The organism is Bacillus sp. FSL R9-9834, assembly GCF_038006905.1.
GTDB lineage: Bacteria > Bacillota > Bacilli > Bacillales > Bacillaceae_G > Bacillus_A > Bacillus_A pacificus.
Genome location: NZ_JBBOWD010000001.1, coordinates 5,125,625 through 5,151,351, shown reverse-complemented (window position 1 = coordinate 5,151,351; position 25,727 = coordinate 5,125,625). Strand labels below are relative to the sequence as shown.

The 25,727-nt window shown below is 35.6% G+C and carries 12 protein-coding genes and 2 pseudogenes; 8 read left to right on the top strand and 6 right to left on the bottom strand.

Going from position 1 to position 25,727, the window contains the following annotated elements:
- Positions 1–184 precede the first annotated feature (184 nt).
- Together MKY00_RS26965 and map are read right to left on the bottom strand one after the other, a co-directional pair.
- Positions 185–10,156 (bottom strand): SpaA isopeptide-forming pilin-related protein, encoded by a 9,972-nt coding sequence (locus tag MKY00_RS26965; protein WP_262726467.1) that lies wholly within the window; start codon positions 10,154–10,156, stop codon positions 185–187.
- Positions 10,157–10,884: 728 nt separating this feature from the next.
- Entirely contained in the window at positions 10,885–11,679 is a 795-nt protein-coding gene (map, locus tag MKY00_RS26960) for a type I methionyl aminopeptidase (RefSeq protein WP_002096176.1), read from the bottom strand.
- Between the two features lie 158 nt (positions 11,680–11,837).
- On the opposite strand from map, the gene MKY00_RS26955 reads away from it, so the two are divergent.
- Genes MKY00_RS26955 through MKY00_RS26940 form a run of 4 tightly spaced genes read left to right on the top strand, consistent with a single transcriptional unit; the run spans position 11,838 to position 15,201 of the window.
- Positions 11,838–12,740 carry an ABC transporter ATP-binding protein gene (locus tag MKY00_RS26955; protein ID WP_016719016.1) on the top strand — a complete coding sequence of 301 codons (903 nt, stop codon included), beginning with the start codon at positions 11,838–11,840 and terminating at the stop codon, positions 12,738–12,740.
- The gene (locus MKY00_RS26950; RefSeq protein ID WP_001202426.1) at positions 12,737–13,471 is read left to right on the top strand and encodes an ABC transporter permease; all 735 of its coding nucleotides are present in this window, start codon (positions 12,737–12,739) and stop codon (positions 13,469–13,471) included. Before MKY00_RS26955 ends, MKY00_RS26950 begins: the two co-directional genes overlap by 4 nt.
- The gene (locus MKY00_RS26945) at positions 13,472–14,602 is read left to right on the top strand and encodes a sensor histidine kinase (protein WP_016719015.1); all 1,131 of its coding nucleotides are present in this window, start codon (positions 13,472–13,474) and stop codon (positions 14,600–14,602) included.
- On the top strand, positions 14,599–15,201 hold the full coding sequence (locus tag MKY00_RS26940; protein ID WP_000619253.1) for a response regulator transcription factor: 603 nt from the start codon (positions 14,599–14,601) through the stop codon (positions 15,199–15,201). Before MKY00_RS26945 ends, MKY00_RS26940 begins: the two co-directional genes overlap by 4 nt.
- Positions 15,202–15,287: 86 nt before the next feature.
- Here the strand turns inward: MKY00_RS26940 and MKY00_RS26935 are convergent.
- A pseudogene (locus tag MKY00_RS26935) lies at positions 15,288–15,747 on the bottom strand (M4 family metallopeptidase); the annotation flags it as partial.
- 168 nt (positions 15,748–15,915) lie between these two features.
- Here MKY00_RS26935 and plcR point away from each other — a divergent pair.
- A complete protein-coding gene (plcR, locus tag MKY00_RS26930; RefSeq protein ID WP_000542932.1) occupies positions 15,916–16,773 on the top strand; it encodes a transcriptional regulator PlcR in 858 nt (285 codons plus the stop codon).
- Positions 16,774–16,863: 90 nt separating this feature from the next.
- On the top strand, positions 16,864–17,010 hold the full coding sequence (papR, locus tag MKY00_RS26925) for a quorum-sensing peptide PapR (protein WP_000734728.1): 147 nt from the start codon (positions 16,864–16,866) through the stop codon (positions 17,008–17,010).
- Between the two features lie 17 nt (positions 17,011–17,027).
- Here papR and MKY00_RS26920 read toward each other — a convergent pair whose 3' ends face one another.
- The 3 genes from MKY00_RS26920 to cls all read right to left on the bottom strand — a co-directional run bounded on the left by MKY00_RS26920 (position 17,028) and on the right by cls (position 22,014).
- A complete protein-coding gene (locus MKY00_RS26920; RefSeq protein WP_029141240.1) occupies positions 17,028–19,706 on the bottom strand; it encodes a DUF4084 domain-containing protein in 2,679 nt (892 codons plus the stop codon).
- Positions 19,707–19,834: 128 nt separating this feature from the next.
- A complete protein-coding gene (uvsE, locus tag MKY00_RS26915; protein WP_016719012.1) occupies positions 19,835–20,788 on the bottom strand; it encodes a UV DNA damage repair endonuclease UvsE in 954 nt (317 codons plus the stop codon).
- A 32-nt stretch (positions 20,789–20,820) separates the two neighbouring features.
- Entirely contained in the window at positions 20,821–22,014 is a 1,194-nt protein-coding gene (cls, locus tag MKY00_RS26910; RefSeq protein ID WP_000465820.1) for a cardiolipin synthase, read from the bottom strand.
- 306 nt (positions 22,015–22,320) lie between these two features.
- On the opposite strand from cls, the gene MKY00_RS26905 reads away from it, so the two are divergent.
- Positions 22,321–24,432: a heterodisulfide reductase-related iron-sulfur binding cluster gene (locus MKY00_RS26905; RefSeq protein ID WP_016719011.1), complete on the top strand. Its 2,112-nt coding sequence runs from the start codon at positions 22,321–22,323 to the stop codon at positions 24,430–24,432.
- 9 nt (positions 24,433–24,441) lie between these two features.
- Positions 24,442–25,723, top strand: a pseudogene (locus MKY00_RS26900) (acetyl-CoA C-acetyltransferase).
- Positions 25,724–25,727: the final 4 nt, after the last annotated feature.

Genomic DNA, 25,727 nt, shown 5'->3' with positions numbered 1-25,727 from the left:
CGCATTTCATAATTATCATCAGTGATATATGTAAGGCATCCATATGAAAATACGAGGCTGTTCAAAGGTTTTCCGTACTTTTGGACAGCCTCACCCCGTTAAAAGGACGATACTCTATGTATCGTCCTTTTTTGTATAAAAAAACACCCCATCAAATATTCACTTGATGGGGTGTGAAAAACTATTAATAATATTTTTTTCGTTTTGTAGCTAAAATACTTAACAATCCAGCTAGTAGAAGTACGATACCTACTGTTTGAGTAGGATCTTTTTTGTGACCTGTATTTGGAAGTTCTTTACCCGTATTTCGGTCATCTTGCTGTTTGTTTATTTGTGTTTCAGGGTTACCTTTTTCTAGTTCTTCGGAAGTTCCTTTACCGTGTGCTTCAGGATTTCCTTTCTCTAGTTCTTCAGAAGTTTCTTTTCCTGTTTCCTCTTCTTTATTAGGAGGAGTAACTGGTTTCTCCTCTCCACCTGATGAAGAATCGATTTTTTTATTTGAAACTGTAATTTGTAGTGGTGTAGCTTGCGCTTTTTCAATTGTAAAGCTTATTGGTGATGCATCTAATTGATAGCCTGTAGGAGCCTTTGTTTCCACTAATTGATAATTACCAGGTTTCAAATCATTTACGATTAATTTACCATGCCCATCTGTTTTTAAACCTTCTCGTACTACTTTTCCATCTTGATTTAAAATATTGAAAATGGCACCTTCAAGTGTTCCATTGTGATCCATATCAACTTTAGTTAACTCCATTGAACCTGTTGTTAAACTATTTAAAGCAGTCACAGAAGTAACATGAGATTGTCCTTTCGTAATAGTGAAAGGAATTGGCTTAGCGTTTAAATCGTATCCAGTAGGAGCTTTCGTTTCAATAAACTGATAGTCTCCTGGACGTAAATCAGAAACAGAAATTTTGCCATCTTTATCAGTAGTTAAATCAGAACGAACGTCGTTGCCGTTCATATCAACAATTTTAAAGATAGCTCCTTCAAGAGTAGCCCCGTCGATGTCATCGACTTTCGTTAATTCCACAGCGCCTTTCGTTAAGCTATTTTTAGCGGTAACAGAAGCTGTAGCGGTTTGACTCTTTTCAACAGTAAAGTTGATAGGAGTTTGATTTAAGTCGTAATGAGTAGGAGCCTTCGTTTCAACGAATTGATAGTCTCCTGGACGTAAATCAGAAACAGAAATTTTGCCATCTTTATTAGTAGTTAAATCAGAACGAACGTCATTGCCGTTCATATCAACGATTTTAAATACTGCGCCTTCAAGAGTAACACCGTCGATGTCATCAACTTTTGTTAATTCCACAGCGCCCTTCGTTAAGCTATTTTTAGCGATAACAGAAGCTGTAGCGGTTTGACTCTTTTCAACAGTAAAGTTGATAGGAGTTTGATTTAAGTCGTAATGAGTAGGAGCCTTCGTTTCAACGAATTGATAGTCTCCCGGACGTAAATCAGAAACAGAAATCTTGCCATCTTTATCAGTAGTTAAATCAGTGCGAACGTCATTGCCGTTCATATCAACGATTTTAAATACTGCGCCTTCAAGAGTAACACCGTCGATGTCATCAACTTTTGTTAATTCCACAGCGCCCTTCGTTAAGCTATTAGTAGCTGTAACGGAAGCAATTTTTTCTTGCCCTTTTTTAACTGTGAACTTAATAGGTGTTTCGTTTAAGTCATAATGAGTAGGAGCTTTTGTTTCGATAAACTCATAGTCTCCTGGTGGTAATTCATCCACAACTAAGCGGCCGTTTTTATCAGTAGTTAAATCAGTACGGACGTCGTGTCCATCCTTATTAACAATTTTAAATACCGCACCCTCGAGTGTTGTGTTTTCTTCAACATCATCCACTTTAATTAACTCCACACTACCTTTCGTTAAGCTGTTAGTAGCTGTAACGAAGACATGTTTTGTTTGACTTCTTTCAATTGTGAACTTAATAGGATCTTCATTTAAGTCATAATGTTTTGGAGCTTTCGTTTCAATAAATTGATAGTCTCCAGGTTGTAAGTCTTTAGCGATGATTTTTCCGTCTTTATTGGTAACTAAATTCGTACGAATATCATTACCGTTCATATCAGTAATTTTAAATACAGCACCTTCTAGCGTTTCTTTCGCATCTAAAGAGTCAACTTTCGTTAATTCAACGCCACCCTTAGTTAAGCCATTTTTAGCAGTAACAGAAACGTGAGTTGTTTGGCTTTTCTCGATAGTGAAAGGAATCGGTGTTTTATTTAAATCATAATCTTTCGGAGCTTTCGTTTCCACGAATTGATAATCTCCTGGTCTTAAATTAGAAGCAGAAACTTTCCCGTCTTTATCAGTAGTTAAATTTGTGCGAACAATTTTACCTTTCGCATCAATAATGTTAAATACTGCATCAGAAAGTTTTGTATCTTGATTTATATCATCCACTTTAATTAACTCTACCGCACCTTCAATTAAGCTGTTCTTAGCAGTGACTTGTAACTTCTCTGCTTGGCTTTTCTCAATTGTAAATTTAATTGGTGTAGCATCTAGTTTATAGTGCTTAGGAGCTGTTGTTTCAATAAATTGATAGTCTCCAGGATGTAAATCAGGAATAGAAACTTTCCCTTTTGCATCTGTCGTAATGCCAGTGCGAACGTCATTGCCGTTCATATCAACAATTTTAAATACCGCACCTTCAAGAGCTGTACCGTCGATATCATCCATTTTAGAAAGTTCTACCGCACCTTTAGTTAAACTATTTTTAGCAGTAACAGAAATCGGTTCGGCTTGTCCTTTTTCAATAGTGAAAGGAATCGGTTCTTTATTTAAATCGTAGTGTTTCGGAGCTTTCGTCTCGACGAATTGATAATCACCTGGACGTAAGTTAGAAACGCTAATTTTACCTTGTGAATTTGTAGTAAGGTTCTCGCGAATTACAGTACCCTTCATATCAACAATGTTAAATACTGCGCCTTCAAGTGTAGTACCATCGACGTCGTCTACTTTAGTAAGTTCAACGCCGCCTTTTGTTAAACTATTTGTCATAGTAACAGTAGCCACATCTTTCTGGCTTTTTTCAACTGTAACTACAATTGGTTTTTTATCTAAATCATAATGTTTCGGAGCTGTTGTTTCGACAAATTGATACGTACCAGGACGTAAGTTTTCAACAGTGATTTTTCCTTCACCGTTCGTTTTTAAATCTGTTTTAATTACAGTTCCGTTTTGATCTAGTAAATTAAACACAGCATCGGCAAGTTTTGTTTGATCGTTTAAATCATCTACTTTAATTAATTCGATACTACCTTGTTTTAAACTATTTTTAGCAGTTAAAGAAATAGCTTTCTTCTGTCCTTTTTCAATAGTGAAATGGATTGGCGTTTCATCTAAAACGTAATGCTTAGGAGCTTTCGTTTCGATGAATTGATAATCACCCGGACGTAGGTCATCGATTTCGATTTTCCCTTTACTATTTGTAACAAGGTCTTTATGAATTACAGTACCGTTCATATCAACAATGTTAAATACTGCACCTTCAAGTTTAGTACCATCGATGTCATCTACTTTAGAAAGTTCAACGCCACCTTTTGTTAGAGCATTTTTAGCCGTAATATGAAGAGTTTCAGTTTGGCTTTTCTTAATTGTAAATTTGATCGGTTTTTTATTTAAATCGTAATGTTCAGGAGCTATTGTCTCAACGAATTGATACGTGCCAGGACGTAGGTTTTCAACAACAATTTTTCCCTCATCATTTGTTTTTAAGCCTTCTTCAACTATCTCTCCGTCTGCATCTAATAAATTAAATACAGCATTAGCGAGCTTCGTATCAGTATCAATATCGTCAATTTTTGTTAATTCAACGCTACCTTTTTTTAACGTATTTTTACCTGTAACAGTAATTTTCTCTGTTTGACTTCTTTCAATTGTAAATGGAATCGGTTTCTCATCTAACACATAATGTTCAGGAGCAGCTGTTTCAATAAACTGATAGTCTCCTGGACGTAAATTAGAAACAGAAATTTCACCATTGTCATCTGTAACAAGGTTTGTGCGAACTTCGTTACCATTCATATCAACAACTTTAAAGATTGCACCTTTCAGCATTGTACGATCGATGTCATCGATTTTGGTTAAAATGACGCCACCCTTCGTTAAGCTGTTAGTAGCGGTAACGCTAATATTTTCTTTTTGACTTTTTCCGATAGTGAACGGAATAGGATCTTTTCTTAAGTCATAGTCTTTTGGAGCTTTTACTTCAAGAAATTGATAGTCACCTGGACGTAAATCAGAAGCAGAAACTTTACCATGTTCATCGGTAGTTAATCCTTTACGAACTACCTTTTTCGTATCATGAGCATCAACAATGATAAATTCTGCACCTTCAAGAGTAGCCCCATCAACGTCATCAACCTTTGTTAAAGTAACGCCACCTGTAAGTAAACTATTTGTTACAGTGACAGGGACTGGAAGATCATCCTTGCTACCTTTTTTAATTGTGAACTTAATAGGTGTTTGATCTAATTTATAATGTTCAGGAGCTGATGTTTCAATAAATTGATAATCTCCTGGTGCTAAATCAGGAATAACTAGTACTCCGTAATCATTTGTTTTTAAATCTTTCGCAATTTCTTTGCCAGTTGCGTCTTGTAATGTGAACACTGCGCCGGCAAGAGCGATACTACTTTCCACATCATCTTCTTTAATAAGTTTAACTTTTCCTTTCGTTAAACTATTTTTAAATGTAAGTGGAAGAAGTTTTTGTTGTCCTTTTTCGATTGTAAATTCAATTGGTTCTACATTTACATCGTAATAAGTTGGGGCCTTTGTTTCGATAAGTTTATAGTTACCAGGACGTAAGTCGTCTACAACTAACTTTCCTTCACTATTCGTAACAAGTTCCGCACGAACATCTTCATTCGTATCTCTATTAACAATTTTAAATACAGCACCTTCAAGTGTTTCCTTTTCATCTGCAGCATTCACTTTTGTTAATTCAATACCGCCTTTTGTTAAGCTGTTTTTAGCGGTAACAGTAGCAGACGTCGTTTGACTTTCTGTGATCGTAAATTTAATCGGATTTGTATTTTTATCGTAATACTTCGGTGCTGTCACTTCGATAAATTTATAATCGCCAGGGCGTAAGTCGGTAGCGATAGCTTTACCATCTGCACCAGTTTTTATATTTTCGCGAATGACTTTCTTTTCATCATTAGCATCAACAATTTTAAATACAGCACCTTCAAGAGCTGTACCATCGATATCATCAACTTTCGTTAATTCAACATCTCCTGGTTTTAAAGCATTTTCAGCTTTCACAAGTAGCGTTTCTTTTTGACTTCTATCGATTGTAAATTCAATAGGTTCTGCTCGTAAAACGTAATGTTCAGGAGCAGCTGTTTCAATAAATTTATACGTACCAGGACGTAACTTATCAGCTTTTGTTTTTCCATCAGCATCTGTAGTTAGGTCAGTACGAACATCATTATTATTTACATCAACAATTTTAAATACGGCACCTTGTAGAGGTTTTTTATCACCAAATTCATCAACTTTTAATAATTCAACTTCGCCTGTTTTTAAACTGTTTGTTGCCGTAACGGTAGCTAAAGACTGTTGGCTTTTATCGATTGTAAACTCGATAGGGTTTGTATTTAACACATAATCCTTAGGAGCTTCTGTTTCAATAAATTTATACGTACCAGGCTCTAAGTCTTTAACAGTTACTTTACCGTCAGCACCAGTTTTTACATTTTCGCGAATGACTTTCTTTTCATCATGAGCATCGACAATTTTAAATACAGCACCTGCAAGAGCTGTACCATCGATATCATCAGTTTTTGTTAAAGTGACGCCACCTTTAATGAGGTGATTCGTCGCAGTAACAGTAACTGCTTTCTTTTGACTTTTTACAATTGTAAACTCAATTGGTTTTTTATCTATGTCGTAATCTTTCGGTGCTTTTTCTTCGACAAATTGATAGTCTCCAGGGCGTAAATCTTTTGCTTCAATTTGTCCTTGATCATTTGTCGTTAATTTTTCATATCCACGAATTACATTGTTATGTCGATCTCGTACACTGAACTCCGCACCGGCTAAAGTTTTTCCATCTTTATCGACTTTTGTTAAAATGGCCGAACCTGGAATCAAGCTGTTTGTTGCAGTGCGGTTTATTACTGTTGTTTGATCTTCCGCGATTTTAACCTCAATCAGTCGATCATCTAATTTATAATGCTCAGGAGCCTTTATTTCTTGTAAGTAGTAAGTTCCTGGTTTTAAATGATCTACAGTAATTTGTCCTTTATCATTTGTTGTTAATTCTTTATGTTCAGGAATAACCTGTTTGTTTTGATCAAGTAAAGAGAAAACTGCATGTTCAAGTCTTTCCCTGCTCTTCGCATCAGTCTTTGTCAGTACTACTTTCCCGACAAACTTTTTATTTGTAAAAGTATATTTTGTGATTTCTTCAGAACCTAGCTCAACAAGTATACCTTCTCTTAATTCTTTACTAATTACATAACCTGTAGGTGCTTTCGTTTCTTTAATTAAATATTTATCACGTCGTAAGTTGTTAAACTTAGCGACACCGTCATCACCTGTTGTAATTGGTCGAATAGCGGTTGTACCTGTTTGATCATATAAAGTAAATTCTGCTCCAGCTAATCTTACTGTTCGATCTTTGTCATCAACCTTTATAATTTGAAGGCTTCCTCGTCCTTTATTTGCAGAACCACCTCCAGATCCAGAAGATACTTTAACTTCTACGAATTTAACATCTTCCACTTTCGTTAATGTTAAACGGTGACCAGTAATCGTCGCTTTATTACTTACCTTTTCATTATGGTCTGCATTAATGAGTGAGCGATATTCTAAAATATAAGCCCGGTCAATGGTATGAAGAAATTCAACTTTAAATTGTTGTTTCCCTGTATCGTTGTCTGTTATTACTTTGAGTTTATAGTCTGTTCCTTCTTTTAATTCATTTGCTGTATCTTTCGTTAAAGTTCCATCTACGGCTACTGTTGTCGGATATAGATGGAAGGACTTTTCATCAAGCATTTGATTGTCTGTCGGTTCGTCTGTTACGACAGCATTTTCAATAGTTGACTGACTTGCGTTAATAGAAACACTCCAATCAATATACTTGTCATTTTGCTTTGCTGTCTTCGTAACACCGCTACCACCGTTTGTAATCTCAAATGCACCATGGATAGTAGTAACAGTTTTCGATCCATCTTTTAAATCGGCATAATTATCGTAGCGCTTATTAATTTGTTCACCTGCAAGTGAAGTTTTAAAGCTAATATAATATGCAGAATTAATTTCGTTTTTAAAATGAACTGTTAATGTATTGTTGTTATCTTTTGTTGGATTTTCTATCGTATATTCGCTAGGAGGAACAGGATCGCCTACTTCAAATCCATGTGCACCACCAGTTAATTTCATATGTCGAACTTCAATAGATTCCGGTATTAATTTTTGGTTATCTCTTAATACATCAACGATAGAAGGATCCTTAATCGGCCTATTATTATAGTTAAACCCTATGTCCCATTTAATTTCTTTCGTCTGGGCATTGTAAGAGCCGTATTTAAATCCATTTCCTTTTGTGTAGTAATCAGGATCAAATGTATCATCAGATGAGCTATTATTCTTTTTATCATTTATGTCTATCCATGATAAATTTGCTGTATTTTTGAATGATTTGTTATTCTTCTCTTTGGATAGATTTTCGTAATTAAAGTCTGTTGTGTATGTGATAGTTAAAGTTTTATCCATATTAGACTTATAATCACCGGTTAGTTTCACTTCAAATCCTTTATCTGTTACATCAAGTGTGTAATCAAACTTTGGATCAAGCGTTCTTGATCCGTCTGTAATTTTGAAACTATCTTTCTGTAACGTTAGGCCACCATAGTCAAACGTATCCTTGATAACAGCATCATTTAACACGTAGTTGTTATCATTGACAATAATTGTCCATTTTGTTGTTTTCGCATTGTAATCTGTATCGTTTGCATTTTTATTATGTTTCTTTATGATGTTTTGTTGTTTTAACGTAACTTTGTTTGTTTGACTCCATTTACCATCTGCAATAATTTTATTTTCGATTTCGCCATCTTTTATGACATCATTCGTAGCTTTCGATGTATACGTAATCACATAGGCACTATTAATATCTTCGTTAAACTGTAAATCAAACCCCTCATCGGTTTCCTTTACAGTAAAGTTTGTGGCGTTGTCACCTGTAACAAGTTTTCCTGCATCATTATAAGAAGCATTTTTTACCACGATAGAATTTTTATCAACTTTATGAGATTTATCCAAAACATCTTTTAAAAGCGCATCAGCTTTTTTAATATCTCGCTGGTCACCGTTAAAAGTAATCGTCCATTCAATCGTCTGTGTTTTTGGATTGTATCTACTATTTTTCGCTAGATGTGTACCGCGTGAAACAGTTACAGTTGCATTTGCAGATACATCTTTTTGATTTTTACTGGATACTTTTGCGTTATTTTTGAAACTAGTAACACTTTCATCTGTAATCTTCGTTGCATATTCAATTTCATATGCTTTATTCGTTTCTTTTTTGAAAGCGATATTTAATTTATTAGAGGATGAAGTAAGTTCATATTCTTCTTTAGGAACTTCTGCACCACGAGTTGTTTTCCCATTAATATCTACTTCTAAATAGTAAACCTTAATAGAATCTTCGTTGAGAATAGCCCCATTTGGAATATCATCTTGAAAGACGGCATTTGTAAGCTTATCTTTTGTCTTGTTCATCTCTACTTTCCAATTAATTTGATTCGTATTAATTGGTCTATCAGGTACACCTTTTTTATCTATAGATTTTTTTACTTTAGGCTTGAAATCAAGCTCAATAATAACGTCTTTTTCTTTAATAGGGAATGGGATTTGTTTTTCGGTAGTCCCTGTAATTTTTACTTCATTAAACTCCGTACGAATATTTAAATTTCCAGCTATATTAGGGTGATCTTCAATATATTCGTTAAAAGTCATCGTTACTTTGCCATCAGGCGTAACAACGAATGATCCAATTGTATGTCCTTTACCATCTATTAAATCTTCTGTGATGGTATTGTGGACAATAAAGTATTCTGGGAGTTGGAAAGTGTAGTAATCACCTGTTTTGACGTTCAGCGACTTTAAAACTTCCCATGTAAAATCGATTTTGGTAATAGAATCTGGATTTGGACGATTATCCGTATTATTAAATGGTTTACCGTCTTTATCCGTTAATGTGACACCTGTTAAAATATTTTCTGTAATTTGCTTAGGTGATGGATCTGAATTATCAACAGGCTGTTCGGTTGTGTTATCACCAGGATTCTCCATAGGTTGCTGAGAATCGCCGTTCTTTTGCTCTTCTGCCGGTTGCTGAGCCTCATTATTTTTTTGCTCTTCCGCCGGCTGTTGAGCCTCACCATTCTTTTGCTCTTCTGCCGGTTGCTGAGCCTCATCATTTTTTTGCTCTTCCGCCGGTTGCTGAGCCTCGCCATTCTTTTGCTCTCCCGCCGGTTGCTGAGCCTCATCATTCTTTTGCTCTTCCGCCGGTTGCTGAGCCTCACCGTTCTTTTGCTCTTCTGCCGGTTGCTGAGCAGCATCCTTATCCGTAGTAGGTGAAGCTGGGTTATCTACTTGAACAGGAACTGAAATAGACTTAGCTGTTGCACCTAAAGGGAAAGAGAGTTGAACAGATTTTGCACCAGATTTTAAATCTGGAGTGAATACTGTATCAATACTGATTTTTCCGTTAGCACCTTTGGAATCTTTTACTTGGTCGTTAAATACTAGTTTCATTTTGTTATCGTTTGCTTTAACAAAATATTGACCAATAATTTGTTGCTCTGCCATCAGATTTCCCTGTTGGTCACTTTTCACTTTTAATGCGTTAGGTATTTGGAGCACTGCTGAGTCTGTTTGTTGATCTTTTATTGACCAAGCATATTCTAGGTGAATGGTTGATCCTACTTGTATTAAGTTTTTAGGATTTAATGCTTCGTTAATAATATGATTTGTTGCATCTTTCATTTCAACAGTGTCAAATAATGAATTCCCTGTTAAGGTTTCCGCTTTTACTTGATTGTATGGAAAACTAGCAAGTTGCGAAAATAGTACGAATACAATTAAACATATATTGAAAAGTTTTTTCATTGTGCCTCCTTTATGAATCCTTCTATTGCATAACAATGCTTTATGAAGAGATTATTTGTCATAGATCAATGTGCTCTTACGTGATGCCTCCTTTACTACGTATACTCCTATAGGAAAAGTGTTCATATTCGATGTCTTGTAACGTAAAACAAATGCATATTTTAATAATATAGGGAGCGAATATACAAATTTCGACAAAAAATGTCGAATGAAATGCTGATAAGGAATGATATCAGACCTTTATAGAATGCGAGTTGTTATGTGGTTCTTTATAAAATAAGTACATACAAAAAATATGCAGTGAAATGCTTAAACTATTTTATAAGAATTTGTATTCTTGTAATGTGTAAAGAATCGTTATAAAGGTGAGTTTTACGATACATACTAACCAAAATAATGTATCCCATTGTAAAAAGTTCTTTCGTATTGAGGTAGTGATAAAATGTAGCTTGAATTTGGTCAGAATGAAGAAAATATGTACTATCTAAAAGAGTATACAATTCGTAGATCAAAGTGAAGACAGCGTTTTATAATAAATAGAACGCATTACTTTAATCGATGTTATTAAATAAAAAAAGAAGGTACTCCCTTGATTATCTTCTATAAGAGATAATCATCAATAACCTTCGTTAAAAATTATATACGTAAATGAAAAAGAGTTCAACCGTATTGCTTCTTTTCAAAATAGTATGTAAAAAGAACCGCTCCCTATTAAGAAGCGGTTCTTTTTATATTTCTGTTAAAATTATCGGTTCGCCGCGTGTTACGACAACTGTATGTTCACATTGTGCAACAAGGCTTTTATCAGGTGTAACGAATGTCCAACCATCATCGCCACGTTCGATAATATGATCAGCTTTCATAGAAATGAATGGCTCTACAGCGATAACAAGACCGTCTTTTAGAAGCGCATTATCCATTGGATCAAAATAGCTTAAAATGTGGTTTGGTGCTTCATGTAAGCTAAGACCAATACCGTGACCAGTTAAGTTTTGAATAACATTGTATCCATTTTTATGTGCAAAGTTTGAAACGGCACGACCAATTTGGTTTTGTTTTGAACCAGCTTTCACCTTTTTCATTGCTGCCCAAAAGGCATCAACAGCTGCTTGGCAAAGCTTTTCTTTTGCTTCATCTTCTCCAAGTACAAATGAAATACCTGTATCTGCATAATAACCATCAAGTGCTGCAGATACGTCGACATTTACAAGGTCGCCTTCTTTTAATACACGATCACCTGGAATACCGTGAGCAACTTCTTCGTTTACACTGATGCAAGTTACGCCAGGGAAATCATATTCTTTTTCAGGTGCAGAAATAGCACCATGCTCATCTAATACTTTTTTACCGATCAAATCAAGCTCTTTCGTTGTCATGCCTGGCTTCGCTTCTTTTTTCATTTCTTCACGTGCAAGCGCAACGATGCGGCCGATTTTTCGTAAGCCTTCTAAATCTTGTTCATTACGAATAATCATGAAAACCACTGTCCTTCCTCGAATATATATCTTACCCGATTGTATCATGTTTATTTTCGTCCTGCTACTCGCTTGCAGTATGGCGGATTGATTCCTCTCATAAAGAATACATGACAATTGTCATATCGATGTTATGACGCATCATACTGTTTCCTAAGTTTTCCAAGGAATACAATGTAAATATAAGAAACAGCGGGGGTGGAGAGATGGAAAAGATTATTGAAGTAAATAGTGTTTCTAAAACATTTAAACATAAAAAAGCAGTAAATAACGTTTCATTTCATGTGAATAAAGGAGAAATCATAGCATTGCTTGGACCGAATGGTGCAGGGAAAACGACGACGATGTCGATGATGCTTGGATTAAAGGATCCGACGGAAGGAACGGTTTCTATATTCGGAAAGAGTCCAAAGCATAGAGATGTTCGTAATAGCCTCGGTGCGATGTTACAAGAAGTAAGTGTCATCGATAGCATTACAGTGGAAGAGGCAATTGAGTTATTCCGTAGCTATTATACGAATCCGATAGCGAAAGAAACGTTGCTACAGTTATCGAATTTAAAATCAGAGAGAAAGCAAAGATGTGAGAAATTATCAGGAGGTCAAAAGAGAAGGTTAAATTTTGCACTCGCACTTGCAGGAAATCCAGATTTGTTATTTTTAGATGAGCCGACAGTTGGAATGGACATTACGTCTCGAAGAACATTTTGGGAAACAATTCGAAAGTTAGCAAGTGAAGGGAAAACGATTATTTTAACAACGCACTATTTAGAAGAAGCAGATGCATTAGCAAATCGTATTTTATTGTTTGCGAATGGAAAGGTTATCGCAGACGGTACGCCAGATGAGATGAAAGCGACGATTTCACGAAAAACAATCACGTTTTATTCGAAGGAAAGTATTCCTGCAAAATTACTAAAAGAATTACCAAACGTAACAGAAGTACAATCAAAAGAAGGACACTTCACTTTAACAACAGAAGATACAGATGCAACGTTAAGAGCAATTTATGAAAAGAACTTACCTGTAACAGATGTTTCTGTTGAACGTGGAAGCCTTGATGAAGCATTTGAACAATTTATCACAAATCAGGAGGGGGAAATCGCATGAGAGCTTTATGGATGCAATGCAAAATAGAAATTTTACGTACGTTTCGTAATAAATTGTTTATCTTTTTCTCATTATTAATGCCAGTTATGTTTTATTACATTTTCACAAATGTGGTTCAAGTGCCACAAAACGGAGATGCGTGGAAAGCACATTATTTAATCTCAATGGCAACGTTCAGTATTGTAGGGACAGCACTTTTTAGTTTCGGTGTGAGAATTTCTCAAGAAAAAGGGCAGGGTTGGACACATCTTTTAAAAATTACACCACTTCCAGAGGGAGCGTATATAACAGCGAAGATTATCGCTCAAACTGTAGTGAATGCTTTTTCAATCCTAGTTATCTTTATCGCAGGAATATTAATTAATCATGTTGAGTTAACAGTAGGGCAATGGATTGGTGCTGGATTATGGTTGTTGTTAGGTGTGACACCATTTTTAGCGTTAGGAACAGTAATAGGTTCTATTAAGAAGGCGGATGCTGCTGCGGGCTTAGCGAATATTTTAAATATGTGTTTAGCAATTCTTGGTGGTCTATGGATGCCGATCGAAGTATTCCCGAAAATATTAAGATCTATTAGTGAATGGACACCAACATATCATTTTGGAAGCGGTGCATGGGATATTGTAGCTGGAAAATCAATTGGTTGGGAAAATATCGCGGTATTAGGAGGCTATTTCCTTATATTTGTTGTAGTATCAATATATATAAGAAAAAGACAGGAAGCGGTATAAATGATAGAGAAGAAGAGGATTGAGATTTTTCCGAAACATATGGGATTCTTTCCGTATATGTGGCTCGTTTATTTGTTATTTCCAATTTATAATTTAACACAAGTATCGGGATGGAAGCTTGTAATAGGAAGCGGTATGTTGATAGTTTTCATGATCACATACCGTCAACTTTATTTTGTTCAGAAGACGTTTATTTTGTGGGCTTGTATTCAAATGATACTTACGCTTTTATTTGCTTTATTTTATAATCCCTTCATGATATTTTTTGGCTTTTTCACAGCAAGTGCAATGGGATTTGCACCAAGTAAGAAAGTATTTCGGATATTACTATGTTTGTTAGTTGTAATGCTTGGAGTATTTGTATTTATAAATATGAATCAACTAACACCGACAAGTTTAGTAAATATCGTTCCGATGTTTATTTTAATGCTGCTTACACCATTTGGAATGCGTAATTTTAATCAAAAAAAGATGTTAAGAAATCAATTAAACGAAGCAAACGAACAAATTAAAGATTTGGTGAAACGTGAGGAGCGGCAACGAATTGCAAGAGATCTTCATGATACGCTCGGGCATACGCTATCACTCATTACTTTAAAAAGTCAGCTCGTGGAGAAGTTAATTGTAAAAAATCCCGAGCGTGCAAGTGCGGAAGCAAAGGAGATTACACAAACATCGCGAACTGCTTTAAAACAGCTAAGGGAGTTAATTTCTGATATGCGCATGATTACAGTGGAAGAAGAGCTTGAGCAAATAAAAGCGATCTTACAAGCTGCTAATGTTGAATTAGAGATCAAACAAGAAACGAGTGCAAGTTCGCTATCGCCCATTGAACAAAATATTTTAGGAATGTGTTTACGCGAAGCTGTTACGAATGTTGTAAAGCATAGTAAGGCGACGCGTTGCATAGTTTCTGTACTAGAATCACAAGGTGAATTGATTTTGACAGTAGAAGATAACGGAATCGGTTTAGCGGACCAAAACCACGATGGGAATGGTATTCGTGGTATGAAGGAGCGAATCGCTCTTATTGATGGATTTGTTGAACTGGGTACGATTAATCGAGGAACACTATTAACAGTAAAAGTTCCAGTTGTTATTAGAACAGGAAAAGATGAGGTGAAGGCATGATTCGAATTATTATTGCAGAAGATCAGCGAATGCTTCGTGGTGCGTTAGGAGCCCTACTCGATCTAGAAGATGATATTGAAGTAATTGGGCAAGCAGCGAACGGAGAAGAGGCGCTAAAACTAATTGAATCATTAAAACCTGATGTAAGCATTATGGATATTGAAATGCCAATTCAAAGCGGATTAGATGTTGCAGAAACGTTGAAGAAAGAAAAATCGGCATGTAAAGTAATGATTTTAACAACATTTGCGCGCCCTGGATATTTTGAACGAGCGATGAAAGCTGGTGTGCACGGATATTTATTAAAAGATAGCCCAAGCGAGGATTTAGCTGCATCGATTCGCAACATAATGAAAGGTAAACGAGAGATCTCTCAAGATTTAATGTTCGGCTTATGGCAGGAGCAAAATCCGTTATCAGATCGCGAAAAAGAAGTATTGCTACTTGCGAAAGAAGGAAAGACGGCAAATGAAATTGCGAAGGCACTTTATCTTTCGCCAGGTACAGTACGTAATTATATTTCTGAAGTATTAACGAAGCTTGATGCGAAAAATAGAATTGAGGCAATTACAATTGCGGAAGAAAAGGGATGGATATGAAAAGAAGTTTACCTATGAATGGTAAACTTCTTTTTTTGTAATTCCGTCTCAGTTATATAGTCTGGAATTAGGGGGGGATTGCGTCATATAGATTTTACTTCATTTTTCGACAAAAAATTTGTTATAGTAGGATTAGGTTATCGGTCTAAATTCTGGATAACTTTACCACTAATAGTTGTGATTACTCCATTTTTATCTACTTTTATAATGAGATCTTGATCATATACTTTATAGTTTTTATAAGTTTGTGCAAGATGAAATTCGGTTTGATTTTCTTTATCGGTAGGTTGAAATTCTACATTTTTTCAGTTGTTACTTGCTCTTGTTGAGCCTTAGCCCCAGTTACCTCACCTTTTAAATACTTTTTTGCAATATTTTCTTTTATATCATTTTGAGGTTGTGTTAATTTCCAAATTGTTAAGCTAGGCTGAGCAATTTCAACTTTTACTTCATTTTTCCTAATTCTTGGGTGTGGATAGTTTTTGCCGATAAAGGATAAAAAAGACCGAGTGTAATGGAAGTATGGGCAAGTTTTCTGTAATTTATCTATAATACTCCTAATCTATTATTGGATGTGAGATGAATTGCATGAAAAATTTGCCGAATTTTATATATATTATGCATTATTTCATATCAAAAATTGTCGAATTCACATTATTGTAGTGGTATGACAACTCGAAAAATTAGATTGTTATAGTGGGATGGTGAGTAAGTATGCACGCAGAAAAATTAGGAAGTGAAATTAAGAAAATTAGGGTGATGCGGGGATTAACACAAAAACAGTTATCCGAGAATATATGTCACCAATCGGAAGTGAGCCGAATTGAATCGGGCGCGGTATACCCAAGTATGGATATATTGCAAGGTATTGCAGCAAAGTTACAAGTTCCCATTATCCATTTTTATGAGGTACTTATTTATTCTGACATGGAAAGGAATAAGCAGTTAAAAGACCGAATTATTATGCTCTGTAAGGAAAAGAAATATAAAGAAATTTATAATAAAGTATGGAATGAGTTGAAAAAGGAAGAATATCATCCTGAGCTTCAGCAGTTTCTTCAATGGCAATATCATGTAGCTGCTTACATATTGAAAAAAATTGATTACGAATATTGTATTTCAGAATTAAAGAAATTGCTCAATCAACAATTGGCAGGGATAGACGTATATCAGAACCTTTATATTGAAAACGCAATTGCAAACATTTACGCTGAAAATGGCCATTTTAAGAAGAGTATTGAGTTATATGAAAATATATTAAAACAATTAGAAGTATTACATGATAATAAAGAGTTTGATGTAAAGGTGAGACATAATCATGCAAAAGCATTATACTTGGACAATCAATACGAAGAAGCACTTTGTCATGCAAATAAAGCCATTGAATTATCGTGTCAAATTAATAGTATGACATTGATTGGACAGTTATACTATCGAAAAGTTGAATGCCTAGAAAAGCTAGAGTGTGATAGAGCAGAAATTGAAGATGCTTGCGAAAAAGCTTACTTCTTTTTCGATATATTAGGAAACCATACATTAAAAGAATTAATTATAAAAAGAATGAAGAAATAAAAAAGATTTAAAAAGCAAATATGCATAATTGCATAAGATACGGATGGATTTTCATGATATATTTAAAGAAAAAAATGCGGGTGATGGAATATGAAAAAACTACTTATTGGTAGTCTGTTAACGTTAGCAATGGCATGGGGTATTTCATTAGGAGATACAGCTTTAGAGAAAAACCAAGTAATTTCTCATAATGATCAAGAAGTACAATTAGCTTCAGATGTACCTTTTGAATATTAAAAAAACAACCGTCTTACTTAGACGGTTGTTTTTTTGTGGAGTAACCTCCAAACGTCTTTACTAGAAACGGGCTTACTAATAAAGAATCCTTGAATGTGGTCACAGTTTTGCCCATATAAAAACTTCCATTGTTCTTCGGTTTCTACACCTTCTGCGATAACTTCTAAATTTAGTTCTTTTGATAGTGTAATAATGGAAGAAATAATCGCTTCCTCTAAAGGACTAGTTGTAATTCCGCAAATAAATTCTCGAGCAATTTTTAATGTATTAATTGGATATTTTGTTAAATAAGCTAAAGAACTATAACCAGTTCCAAAGTCATCAATTGAAATTTGAATACCGAGATTTTGAAGCTGTTCTAGTTTTGCAACTACAGATTGATTTTGGTTAATGGCGATACTTTCTGTAATTTCAATATCTAGTGCTTCTGGTTTTAACTCTGTTTCTTCTAAAACCTTTGAAATAGTAGGTATTAAATTTGCATGGTTAAATTGAACAACAGATAAATTTACACCGACTTTTAAGTGAGAAAAACCTTGATTATGCCATCTTTTTGCTTCTAAGCAGGCGGTACGCAAAATCCAATTTCCAAGTTCAATAATGAATCCAGTTTCCTCGGCTAGAGGAATAAATTGGGCCGGGGATACGATACCAAGCTTTGGATGTTTCCAACGAAGTAATGCTTCAAAACCGATAATTTGTTTTGTTTTTGTGCTTACTTGCGGCTGGTATTCAAGGAAAAATTCATTTTGTTGTAATGCTTTTGCAAGTTCGCCTTCTAAAAATTGGATTTCATTTTGAGCAATACTTATTTCTTTTGAGAAGAAAACAAATCGATTTTTTCCATTTGCCTTCGCGCGATACATAGCCATATCAGCATTTTTCATTAATGCTGTTACATCTGTTCCATAATCAGGGTACATTGCAATTCCGATACTCGGTGTAATAGACAGTTCTTCGCCTTGAATGAAGAATGGTTTGTTTAAAATATTTAAAATCTGTTCAGCAATAAAAGCCGCACTTTTTTCTGAGTACATATCTGGTAATAGAATTGTAAACTCATCTCCGCCTTGGCGAGCAACGACATCCTTTGAACGTAGGCAACTGCGTAAGCGTTTTGCTACTTCAATTAATAATAAGTCTCCGACGTCATGACCGAGTCTATCGTTAATTTTTTTGAATCGATCTAAATCAAGAAACATGACAGCAACATCACTTGCGCTAGTTTGAGCTGTATTTAAAATGTTTTTTAAATCCTTTTCGAACTTGCGGCGATTTGGTAGTCCAGTAAGTGCATCATGAAAGGCTAAATGCTCTACTTGTTTTTGTTTTTCATATAAAGTTGTAATATCACGTGCTATGCCGAACATCCCAACAACTTCTTTATTTATGAAAGTAGGGATGAGCGTAATGTGAAGGTAATAGTAATAACCTTCTTTTTCTTTTGTGCGAACTTCTAAAGTTTGTGGTCTACCTTTTTTCGTTAGTTGTAAAGCTTTCTTTAGTAAATCATGGTCTTTTGAGTCAATAAAGTGTAAAAGGGAATAGCTTTCTACTTCACAATAGTAGGCAGTAAATAAGCTTTCGCAAGCTGTATTAGACTGTTGGAAAATACCATACATATTTAAAGAGAAAACAGCATCCGGGTGATCTTCGAATAAAGATTTATAACGTTGTTCACTTTTTGATAACGCAGATGCACCTTCTTCTACTTTGTCTTCTAGTTGTGTAGTCAACTGCTCGTATGTATCGATTAGTGCCTGATTATCTTTCCACATATAAAGTTGTCGTAAGAACAATAAGATGAGAGATAATACTAGACCGATCAACATGAACTTATCATCCCAAGGTTGAAAGATAATAAAAGAAAAAGTAATGATTATACTAAAATAAGGTAATATAAAGCGCACATAATCAAACCGATAATATTTTGTTTTCGTTTCATGCTGCATTGGTTTATCTAAAATATATAGTATGGATGACAAACCAATTAATAAAATCGAAGCAGTATGTATTAAGTAAGAGACTTCAGAAGAAGTTTTCATCCCTGCGTTTAATTGAAAGAGATGTATATATCCGTATACAAGTATGATAGTAAAGCCGATAATTAATGAGATTCTACTAGCAGAATATTGTTCTCGTCTATATAGACTAATAACGGCGTAAATGACTAATGATTGTGCAATAAAGTATCCAATTAAAACCCAATGATCTGTTGTTAACATACGAAAGCTTGAACGGTCTAAAATAAAAGTTAAGGTAAAATAAATATTCATAATAATGATAAAGATGCTATCGAATGAAAATTGAGCTAGGCCTCTAATAGAGTAATGTTTTATGAACTTTATAGCAAAGCCAGAAAAGAGCAAAATATATTGTACGATAAAAAAGGGTAATGCCGTATATGAGAATATGACTTGGTCATATATAGAAAGTGAATGAAGAAATAAAGTTATCTCCATTGTCAATCCACACAGGCAAGTGCATAGTAATAAAACCCAAAATAATTTATCACCGCGCTTCATTTTCTTAATAGCTTTATATAAGCAATAGCAAGAAAAGAGTGCAGCAAAACAAAATAAGAAGAGAATTCCAATTTCTTTTATATTCAAGTTCTTAGGAATAAGAAATATCCAAAGAGAAAATATAATTATATATATCATAACAAAGTGTACATATTTTTTTTGATTAATCATATTATGACTCCGTTTCAATAAAGTTGAATCACAGGTGGAAAATGCTAATTCCAATCATAGCATATAAAATAGGGTGTTTTTCACTAAAAAAATTACTTTTTTTGAAAAAAATAGCTCAACATTACAATTTACCATTGTAATGTTGAGCTATTTATTCTTTTTATTCCTCTTATAGCGGATAATTCATGTATGAATTGCAGCATCGCTAAATCTTTCTGTTTACTTTCAATCATAATATCGAAATTATGATTGACTTTTTTTGCAACGTGTAAGAAAGGTTTAATAAACTCTAAATCAATATATTCCGCGTGAGCCCTAAATTCTTTTTTTGATTTAGGGGAAGAAATATGAACTTTAGGAAGGATATTTGTATGTGCCCAAGTTTCAAAAATTGCAGGAAGTAACTCTTCTAACGGTTCTTTGCAAAGATTTGCCATGTGATGATGATAATCAAATACAAATGGAATCTTTTCTTTTTGGCAAATAGATAAAGTTTCAGCAGTTGTATATGTTTTATCATCATTTTCAAGTGTCATTTGCCTTTTTATATGTGCAGGAAGTTTTTTTATGTTTTCATGGAAACGTTCAACCGCCTTTTCTTTATTTCCGTAGGCACCACCTACATGGATGTTAATATAAGAAGAATCTGCAATTCCTATTGCATCTAATACTTTATAGTGATAAGTCATATCTGTAATAGCGTTAGTTGTAATGTGTGGCTTATCGCTTGTAAATAGCGTAAATTGATTTGGATGAAAACTTACTCGTAAATTATGTTCTTTAATTAATGCCCCAATTGTACGCCAAAGCGGTGTGAACAACCCGATGTAATCAAACTCGACTTCGGGATGTGTTGCAAGTGGGACGATGGAAGAAGATAAGCGATATAATGGAATTTCATGCGCTATATTGTAATGAAGAATACGTATTGTATGCTCAAGATTCTGTCGCGTAACATCGTATAATTTATCTTCTCGTTCTTGTTTACTAAGCTTTTGAAAGCTTGTAAATGTCATCGTTTTAGCCGGAGAACAGTCCCAGAGTGCCATTGCATGTGAGACATATCCGAAACGCATAATCATAATGAATACATCTCCTTTATGCATTATCTTTCCTATAGAAAGAAAGCAAGTATTGTTCCTATCCATTCTTTGCCTCTATTAATGAGAGAATTCGGACTAACATCTTTCAAGGAAAGTAATGAAGCATTTTCTAGATCTTCGTGGAATTTATTTTTTACTGTTTGTATAAAATGTTCATCATATAAAAGGCAGTTGATTTCATGGTTAATATATAAACTTCTCATATCAAAGTTTGCAGTTCCGATATCACAGATGTAGTCATCAACTATAATAACTTTAGCGTGAAAAAAACCTTGTTGAAATGCGTAAATATTACAGCCAGCTTGTATTAACTTTCGGCAATATGGGAATTTTGCTTCTCGAACAAGGGGGTGATCCGCTTTTTCTGGAACGAGAATTGTGATTTGAACCCCGCGTTTTCGTGCTTCTAATAATGCATTCATAATTTTTCTTCCAGGAATGAAATATGGTGTACCGATAAAGAGTTCTTTTTCTGCGCTTTCAATTAAATATAAAAATGTATTTTGCAAGTAGGCCCCATCAGTAGGGATAAAACGATGCAGAATGGTTCCTGGTTGTTGCTTAGGAAAATAAAGAGATGCCTCTAATAAATTTTGGTCTGTATCGTCCAGCCAATCATGTAAAAATTGCTTTTGTAAATCTTGTATTCCTTCTCCTGTAAGACGTAAATGATAATCGCGCCATAATCCTAATTTTTGATTATGTCCTAAATATTCTTCTCCAATATTAAATCCACCAATATAACCAATTTTCCCGTCAATAACTGTAATTTTTCTATGGTTTCTTTGATTTGCAGAAAAGAAAGGAAAGGGAAACTTTACTTTGTGACAAAATGAAAAAGAGACACCATGTTTTTGTAGGGAGCGAATGGCCTCATTTGATAAATGATGGCTTCCCAATCGATCGAGTAGAAGTCTTACTTCAATTCCTTCCTTTGCCTTATCAATAAGTAACTTTAAAAATTCCCGGCTGATTTTATCGTTTTTTACAATGAAGAACAAAACGTGCACATGGTGTTTCGCCTGTTTTATATCAGTAAATAGAGCGTCATACAAATCTTTTCCGTATGTATAAAGGTGAAAATCACTTTGACGTAAAGGGAAAGAACGAGAACGTACACGCTTTAAATGAACAATTCTCCCATAAGAAAGATCAATTACAATCCAGAGAGTGCTACCTATTAATAAGAGAGATAAGAAGAACATGAGTAAATTCCCTCCTTCACGGTCTTTTCACCATTCGTTTTTTATAAATCAAACATTCATTTTATCCTGTTATTTGTGGGCTAATAATTAGTAGGGAGTAAATAACTTCTACTGATTAAAGTTTCACTTTATAGTTTCACCGAAATAAACAGCTTTATTAAAAAATATGTTGTTGTATAACAAAAAACTGTTGACTGAATGCTCACTCATTATATAATGAAGGTAGGGGATAAAATTCAGAAAATTATATGTTTTTGAAGATTCTAAAAAAGAAAGAGGGCTTACAAAGAGAGGGGTAGCATAAAAATGAATAGCTTACTGATCATGAATTGGCTGGCTGCCATTGCTGTTATTGCTTATGCGGGATATTTGTTTGTGTATCTTATACGAACGAGGATGGCCTACATACAGTTAGGAAAAAAGATTGAATTTGACCGTCGTTTTAAAGAGCGTTGGGATCTCCTTAAGGTCAATGTTTTCGGTCAGAAAAAGCTGCTGAAAGATAAAAAGAGCGGCATTATTCACGTTATGTTCTTTTACGGATTTATTCTTGTCCAATTTGGAGCAATTGACTTCGTTTGGAAAGGACTCGCACCAGGATCACATCTTCCACTTGGACCACTATACCCTGCATTTACATTCTTCCAGGAAATTGTCACACTTGTTATTTTAATTGCAGTCTTTTGGGCTTTTCATCGACGTTATGTTGAGAAGCTAGTTCGTTTAAAACGTAATTTCAAATCAGGCCTTGTTCTTATCTTCATCGGTGGCTTAATGATTTCTGTGCTACTCGGTAATGGGATGGGAATTATATGGCATGGCGAGGAGCTTTCATGGAGTGAGCCAATCGCTTCTGCAATCGCTTACGTTTTCTCAGGGATAAATGAAACCGCAGCCATTTCTGTGTTCTATTTCTCTTGGTGGGTGCATTTACTAATTTTGTTAACGTTTTTAGTTTATGTTCCACAATCGAAACACGCGCATTTAATTGCGGGACCAGCTAACGTTTTCTTCGGCCGCCTTTCAAATCCAGGGAAACTTGAAAAGATTGACTTTGAAGATGAAACACAAGAAACATTTGGTGTTGGTAAAATCGAAGACTTTAGACAAAATCAGCTTATTGATTTATACGCTTGCGTAGAGTGTGGTCGTTGTACAAATATGTGTCCGGCAACAGGAACAGGGAAAATGTTATCGCCGATGGATTTGATTTTAAAACTTCGCGATCATTTAACTGATAAAGGAGCTGCAGTGACATCAAAAGCACCGTGGGTTCCGGTAGTTGCTTTTAATAATACACAAGGAAATCAGTTAGCGATGATGGCAGCGGGGAAAGGACAACAAGAATCTGCAGTCACAACACTCGCTTACGATCCGAGTTTAATTGGAGATGTTATTACAGAAGAAGAGATTTGGGCTTGTACAACGTGTCGTAACTGTGAAGATCAGTGTCCGGTTATGAATGAGCATGTTGATAAAATTATTGATTTACGCCGCTATCTCGTTTTAACAGAAGGAAAGATGGATGCGGAAGCGCAACGTGCGATGACAAACATCGAGCGTCAAGGGAATCCGTGGGGTCTAAACCGTAAAGAGCGTGAAACTTGGCGCCAAGGTGATGATGAAGTAACGGTTCCAACTGTAAAAGAAAAATCGAAAGCTGGCGAGGAGTTCGAATATTTATTCTGGGTTGGTTCAATGGGATCATATGATAATCGTAGTCAGAAGATTGCGATATCGTTTGCGAAGTTGATGAACGAAGCAGGCATTTCATTTGCAATACTCGGTAATAAGGAGAAGAACTCTGGAGATACACCGCGCCGCCTTGGAAATGAATTTGTCTTCCAAGAGATGGCGACAAAAAATATCGAGGAATTTGAAAAAGCAGGAGTGAAGAAAATCGTTACGATTGACCCTCATGCTTATAACACATTTAAAAATGAGTATCCGGACTTTGGCTTGCAAGCAGAAGTCTATCATCATACAGAACTGTTAGCTCAGTGGGTGAAAGAAGGACGCTTAAAACCGGTTCACGCTATTGAGGAAACAGTTACGTACCATGATTCCTGCTACTTAGGAAGATACAACGAAGTATACGAAGCGCCACGAGACATTTTGAAAGCGATTCCTGGTGTGAACCTTGTAGAAATGGCACGTAACCGTGAAACGGGAATGTGCTGTGGAGCAGGTGGTGGCTTAATGTGGATGGAGGAAACAACAGGTTCACGCATTAACGTTGCTCGTACAGAACAAGCATTAGCTGTACAGCCATCCATTATCGGTACAGGATGTCCTTATTGCTTAACGATGATTAGTGATGGGACGAAAGCGAAAGAAGTTGAAGAGAAAGTTCAAACTCTCGATGTAACAGAGATTTTAGAACGTTCAGTGATTGGACAGAAGAAAGAAGCAATCTAGTTTGTAGGAATGCATACAACTTTAGAAAGAGGTGCAATTATTGCACCTCTTCTCAACGTAGGAACACCGAGCGCACGCTCAGTGATAAAAAGAAATGGGGGAAAGAAACATGAGTAAAACAGTTATTTTAAGTGCTGCAAGAACACCGGTTGGGAAATTTGGAGGGTCTTTAAAAGATGTAAAAGCAACAGAACTTGGAGGGATTGCAATTAAAGCGGCGCTTGAAAGAGCAAATGTTTCTGCTAGTGATGTTGAGGAAGTTATATTCGGAACGGTTATTCAAGGTGGACAGGGACAAATTCCATCACGCCAAGCGGCGAGGGCTGCTGGAATCCCTTGGGAAGTGCAGACGGAAACAGTGAATAAAGTTTGTGCGTCGGGGCTTCGTGCCGTTACGTTAGCGGATCAAATTATTCGTACTGGCGATCAATCATTGATTGTAGCTGGTGGTATGGAGTCGATGAGTAACAGTCCTTACATTTTACGAGGAGCAAGATGGGGATACAGAATGGGCAACAACGAAGTCGTTGATTTAAACATTGCTGACGGTTTAACATGCGCATTTTCTGGTATACACATGGGTGTTTATGGCGGAGAAGTTGCGAAGGAAGATGGAATTTCTCGCGAAGCGCAAGATGAATGGGCATATCGTAGCCACCAACGTGCGGTTTCAGCACATAAAGAAGGGCGTTTTGAAGAGGAAATCGTGCCAGTAACGATTCCGCAAAGAAAAGGCGATCCTATTGTCGTTGCAAAGGATGAGGCGCCACGCGCGGATACAACAATTGAAAAGTTAGCAAAATTAAAACCTGTATTTGATAAAACAGCGACAGTGACAGCTGGTAATGCACCAGGCTTAAACGATGGTGGTGCTGCACTTGTATTAATGAGCGAAGACAGAGCGAAGCAAGAAGGAAGAAAGCCGTTAGCGACAATTTTGGCACATACAGCAATTGCAGTGGAGTCTAAAGATTTCCCGAGAACGCCAGGTTATGCAATTAACGCATTGCTTGAAAAAACAGGCAAGACAATTGAAGACATCGATTTATTCGAGATTAATGAAGCATTTGCAGCGGTAGCAATTGCAAGTACAGAGATTGCGGGAATTGATCCAGAAAAATTGAATGTAAATGGCGGCGCAGTGGCGATGGGGCATCCGATTGGAGCAAGCGGAGCGCGCATTATCGTTACACTAATCCATGCACTGAAGCAACGCGGCGGCGGAATTGGAATTGCTTCGATTTGTAGCGGTGGTGGTCAAGGTGATGCAGTGATGATTGAAGTTCACTAATTAA

What these genes read in the sequence shown, in the direction of transcription:
- MKY00_RS26955 (WP_016719016.1), top strand. Translation starts at nt 11,838, where the DNA reads ATGGAAAAGATTATTGAAGTAAATAGTGTTTCTAAAACATTTAAACAT.
- MKY00_RS26905 (WP_016719011.1), top strand. Translation starts at nt 22,321, where the DNA reads ATGAATAGCTTACTGATCATGAATTGGCTGGCTGCCATTGCTGTTATT.
- MKY00_RS26965 (WP_262726467.1), bottom strand. Translation starts at nt 10,156, where the DNA reads ATGAAAAAACTTTTCAATATATGTTTAATTGTATTCGTACTATTTTCG.
- uvsE (WP_016719012.1), bottom strand. Translation starts at nt 20,788, where the DNA reads ATGATTATGCGTTTCGGATATGTCTCACATGCAATGGCACTCTGGGAC.
- MKY00_RS26940 (WP_000619253.1), top strand. Translation starts at nt 14,599, where the DNA reads ATGATTCGAATTATTATTGCAGAAGATCAGCGAATGCTTCGTGGTGCG.
- MKY00_RS26950 (WP_001202426.1), top strand. Translation starts at nt 12,737, where the DNA reads ATGAGAGCTTTATGGATGCAATGCAAAATAGAAATTTTACGTACGTTT.
- MKY00_RS26920 (WP_029141240.1), bottom strand. Translation starts at nt 19,706, where the DNA reads ATGATTAATCAAAAAAAATATGTACACTTTGTTATGATATATATAATT.
- cls (WP_000465820.1), bottom strand. Translation starts at nt 22,014, where the DNA reads ATGTTCTTCTTATCTCTCTTATTAATAGGTAGCACTCTCTGGATTGTA.
- MKY00_RS26945 (WP_016719015.1), top strand. Translation starts at nt 13,472, where the DNA reads ATGATAGAGAAGAAGAGGATTGAGATTTTTCCGAAACATATGGGATTC.
- map (WP_002096176.1), bottom strand. Translation starts at nt 11,679, where the DNA reads ATGATACAATCGGGTAAGATATATATTCGAGGAAGGACAGTGGTTTTC.
- plcR (WP_000542932.1), top strand. Translation starts at nt 15,916, where the DNA reads ATGCACGCAGAAAAATTAGGAAGTGAAATTAAGAAAATTAGGGTGATG.
- papR (WP_000734728.1), top strand. Translation starts at nt 16,864, where the DNA reads ATGAAAAAACTACTTATTGGTAGTCTGTTAACGTTAGCAATGGCATGG.